General features: G+C 52.7%; 3 protein-coding genes and 1 pseudogene. All 4 read left to right on the forward strand.

Translation table 11 applies throughout. The features are described from left to right. A pseudogene (locus AC1WIP_RS13230) lies at positions 1-240 on the forward strand (methionyl-tRNA formyltransferase); the annotation flags it as partial. 13 nt (positions 241-253) lie between these two features. Beyond that, positions 254-973 carry a zinc metallopeptidase gene (locus AC1WIP_RS13235; RefSeq protein ID WP_481142269.1) on the forward strand — a complete coding sequence of 240 codons (720 nt, stop codon included), beginning with the start codon at positions 254-256 and terminating at the stop codon, positions 971-973. A gap of 2 nt (positions 974-975) precedes the next feature. Beyond that, positions 976-2,373 carry a 16S rRNA (cytosine(967)-C(5))-methyltransferase RsmB gene (gene rsmB, locus AC1WIP_RS13240; protein WP_481142270.1) on the forward strand — a complete coding sequence of 466 codons (1,398 nt, stop codon included), beginning with the start codon at positions 976-978 and terminating at the stop codon, positions 2,371-2,373. 13 nt (positions 2,374-2,386) lie between these two features. Beyond that, the gene (rlmN, locus tag AC1WIP_RS13245; protein ID WP_481142271.1) at positions 2,387-3,424 is read left to right on the forward strand and encodes a dual-specificity RNA methyltransferase RlmN; all 1,038 of its coding nucleotides are present in this window, start codon (positions 2,387-2,389) and stop codon (positions 3,422-3,424) included. Positions 3,425-3,527 lie beyond the last annotated feature (103 nt).

Below are 3,527 nucleotides of genomic sequence, written 5' to 3' on the forward strand. Positions count from 1 at the left end.
GTTCCGAAGGAGCCGGATGGGGCGCCTTGGGGATCGGATGGCGCGTCCCGGGAACCGGTCGAGGCGGCGTACGCTCCGGGAGAGATTGCAAAGGTGGAAAAGGATCATATCAGTGTGGCCACAGGCCAGGGATTTTTAGAGGTTTATGAGCTGCAGCTGGAAGGCAAAAAAAGAATGCAGACCCGGGATTTCCTTCTGGGGGTGCGGATGAAGCCCGGCGAGAGGCTTGGGCAGGAATAAAGGAGATGACGCTATGTATTACGGAATGGGATATTATGGTTTTGTGTGGGATCCCACCTATTATCTTGTGATTATCGGCATGCTGCTCTGCCTGGGGGCCAGTGCGCTTGTGAACAGCACTATGCGCAGGTATGCCAGAGTGCGGAATATGAGCGGCATTACAGGAGCTGAGGCGGCCCGCCGTATTTTGAACAATGAAGGGCTGTACAATGTACAGATTGAGTGCTTGAGCAGAGGAAGCGGAGACCATTATGATCCACGCACCAATACGGTTCGCCTTTCCCAGCAGAATTATAACGGCGTGTCTGTCACCGCTGTGGGAGTGGCTGCCCATGAGTGCGGACATGCCATCCAGCACGCCAAGGGATATGCGCCCCTTTCCATCAGAAGCGCTCTGGTTCCTGTGGTGAATATCAGCAGTACCCTGGGACTTCCCCTGATTCTGCTGGGGGTGCTTCTTAGCTGGAATCAGACCCTGATCCAGATTGGCATCTGGGCCTTTGCCCTTTCTGTGCTGTTTCAGCTGGTGACGCTTCCCGTGGAGTTTAATGCCTCAAGGAGAGCGGTGCAGAAGGTGGAGCAGTACGGTCTGCTTACCTCTGCGGAAAATGCAGGCTGCAAAAAGGTGCTTACAGCGGCGGCGCTGACCTATGTGGCGGCAGCTGCGTCCTCGATTCTGCAGCTGCTTCGACTGGTGCTTTTGTTTGGCGGAAACAGAAGAAGGGACGATTGACCATGGGAGAAAACACAAGGGAGATTGTGCTTGATACCCTGCTGGAGCTGGAGAAGGGAAGAGAGTATTCCCATCGGCTTATAAAGGCGGTTTTGGATAAATACGATTACCTTGCGGCACGGGATAAGGCATTCATCAAGCGCCTGACAGAAGGAGTTTTGGAGAGGCGTCTGGAATTTGACTATTATCTGAATCACTTTTCATCGGTTCCGGTTAGAAAAATGAAGCCTCTGATCCGCAATCTCTTGTATCTGAGCCTCTATCAGCTGCTTTATATGGATGGCATTCCGGACAGCGCCGTGTGTAATGAGGCCTGCAGACTGGCGGCAAAGAGAGGCTTTCAAAATCTGAAGGGCTTTGTAAACGGAGTGCTTAGAAGCATAGCCCGCCAAAAGGACAGTCTGCCTCTTCCGGATCAGGAAACCCAGAGGGACCTGTATGACTCCGTAAAATATTCCATGCCACTTGAGATTGTGCAGATGTGGCTGGAGGAATATGGAATCACCGTGACGGAAAGGCTGCTTGAGGGACTGCTTCAAATTCATCCGGTGTCCCTGCGCTTTCGCACGGGACTTTCGGCAGAGGAGAGAGAAGGCTGGGTGGAAAGGATCAGGGAGAGCGGCGCAAGGATAAAAGCAAGCCCCTATCTGCCCTATGTGTATACGGTGGAGAACACGGAGAGCATTGCTGCGCTGCCCGGATTTTCCCAGGGAGTGTTTACCGTGCAGGATGCAAGCTCCGCCCTGGCGGTGGAGACGGCGGGCATCGGACCAAAGGATTTTGTGGCAGATGTGTGTGCGGCGCCTGGGGGAAAAACCCTCTTGGCCGCTGAGAGGGCCCAAAGGGTGCTTGCCCGGGATGTGTCGGAGGCCAAAAAGGCGCTTATTTTGGAAAACGCAGAGCGTATGAGGGCAGAAAATATTACGGTTCAGGTGTATGACGCCACTCATACGGACGAGGCGCTTTTGGGAAAAGCGGATGTGCTTTTTTTGGACGTGCCTTGTTCGGGGCTTGGCGTTTTAGGGAAAAAGCGGGATATCAAATATCATGTAACTAAGGAGAGCATGGCAGAGCTTGAAAAGCTCCAAAAGCTGATAATTGAGAAAAGCTGGGGGTATGTAAAGCCGGGGGGAACCCTGGTGTACAGCACCTGCACCATACATAGAGCTGAAAATGAGGATATGGTGCGCTATATCACGGAGCATTTTCCCTTTGAGCCGGAAAGCATAGAGCCCTTTCTGCCAAGGGCGCTTTTTCGCCAGAGAGAACAAATCCGCCTTCAGGCAAAGGGAGAGGATTTCAAGCTTACCAAAAAGGAGGCTTCGGCCTGCATACAGCTTCTTCCCGGATATATGGAGACGGACGGATTTTTTATCGCCCGCTTTAAACGCACAGGATAAGGAAGGCATTCCCATGACAGAGAAAAAAGAGATCAAATCAATGACGCTGGCTGAGCTCACAAAAGAGCTGTCGGACTTTGGAGAGAAGCCATTTAGAGCCAGGCAGATGTATGACTGGATGCACAAAAAGCTTGCGTCCTCTTTTGAGGAGATGACCAATCTCTCAAAGGATTTTCGGGAAAAATGCAAGGAGAGATATACCTACACCGCCCTGGAGGCAGTGCGGGTGCAGGAGTCGAAAGCAGACGGCACGAAAAAATTTTTGTTCCGTCTCATAGACGGTAATCTGGTGGAAAGTGTATGGATGCGGTACAGACACGGCAACAGCGTGTGTATTTCCTCCCAGGTGGGCTGCCGGATGGGGTGCCGGTTCTGCGCCTCCGCCTTAAACGGCCTGGAGCGCAACCTGACGGCTTCGGAGATGCTGGAGCAGATATATGCAATCACCAGGCTTACCGGGGAGCGGGTCTCCAATGTGGTGGTGATGGGCATGGGAGAGCCTCTTGACAACTATGATAATCTGGTGCGGTTCCTCAGGCTGCTGACCGATGAGAACGGCCTGAATATCGGCCAGCGAAGCGTGACGGTGTCCACCTGCGGCCTTGTGCCAAGGATGCGGAGGCTGGCCGGGGAGGGGCTGCAGATTACCCTCGCCCTTTCCCTGCACGCGGCCACGGATGAAAAAAGGCGCAGTCTGATGCCTGTGGCAAATCAGTATTCCATACAGGAGCTGATGGAGGCCTGCAGTTATTATTTTGAAAAAACGGGACGAAGGATCACCTTTGAGTACAGCCTGGTGCGGGGTGAAAACGACAGCGAGGAGGACGCCCGCATGCTGGCTGTGCTGGCAAAGCCCCTTTGCTGCCATGTGAATCTGATTCCGGTCAATCCTATAAAGGAAAGAAAATACGTGCAGTCGGACAGAGCCAGTGTGGAGGCATTTAAAAGTATCCTTGAAAAAAATAAAGTGAATGTCACGGTCCGAAGGGAAATGGGCAGGGACATTGACGGCGCCTGCGGCCAGCTTCGCCGCAGGTATCAGGAGGGGTGAAAGAGAAGCTTCATAGGAGGTAAGACCAAAGCCAGTCAATAGATTTTTATACCGCCTGCGTTTATTCTGAAAGTATACCGACATAATATATAAGGAAAGTAAA

It is taken from the genome of Acetatifactor sp., assembly GCF_982438285.1.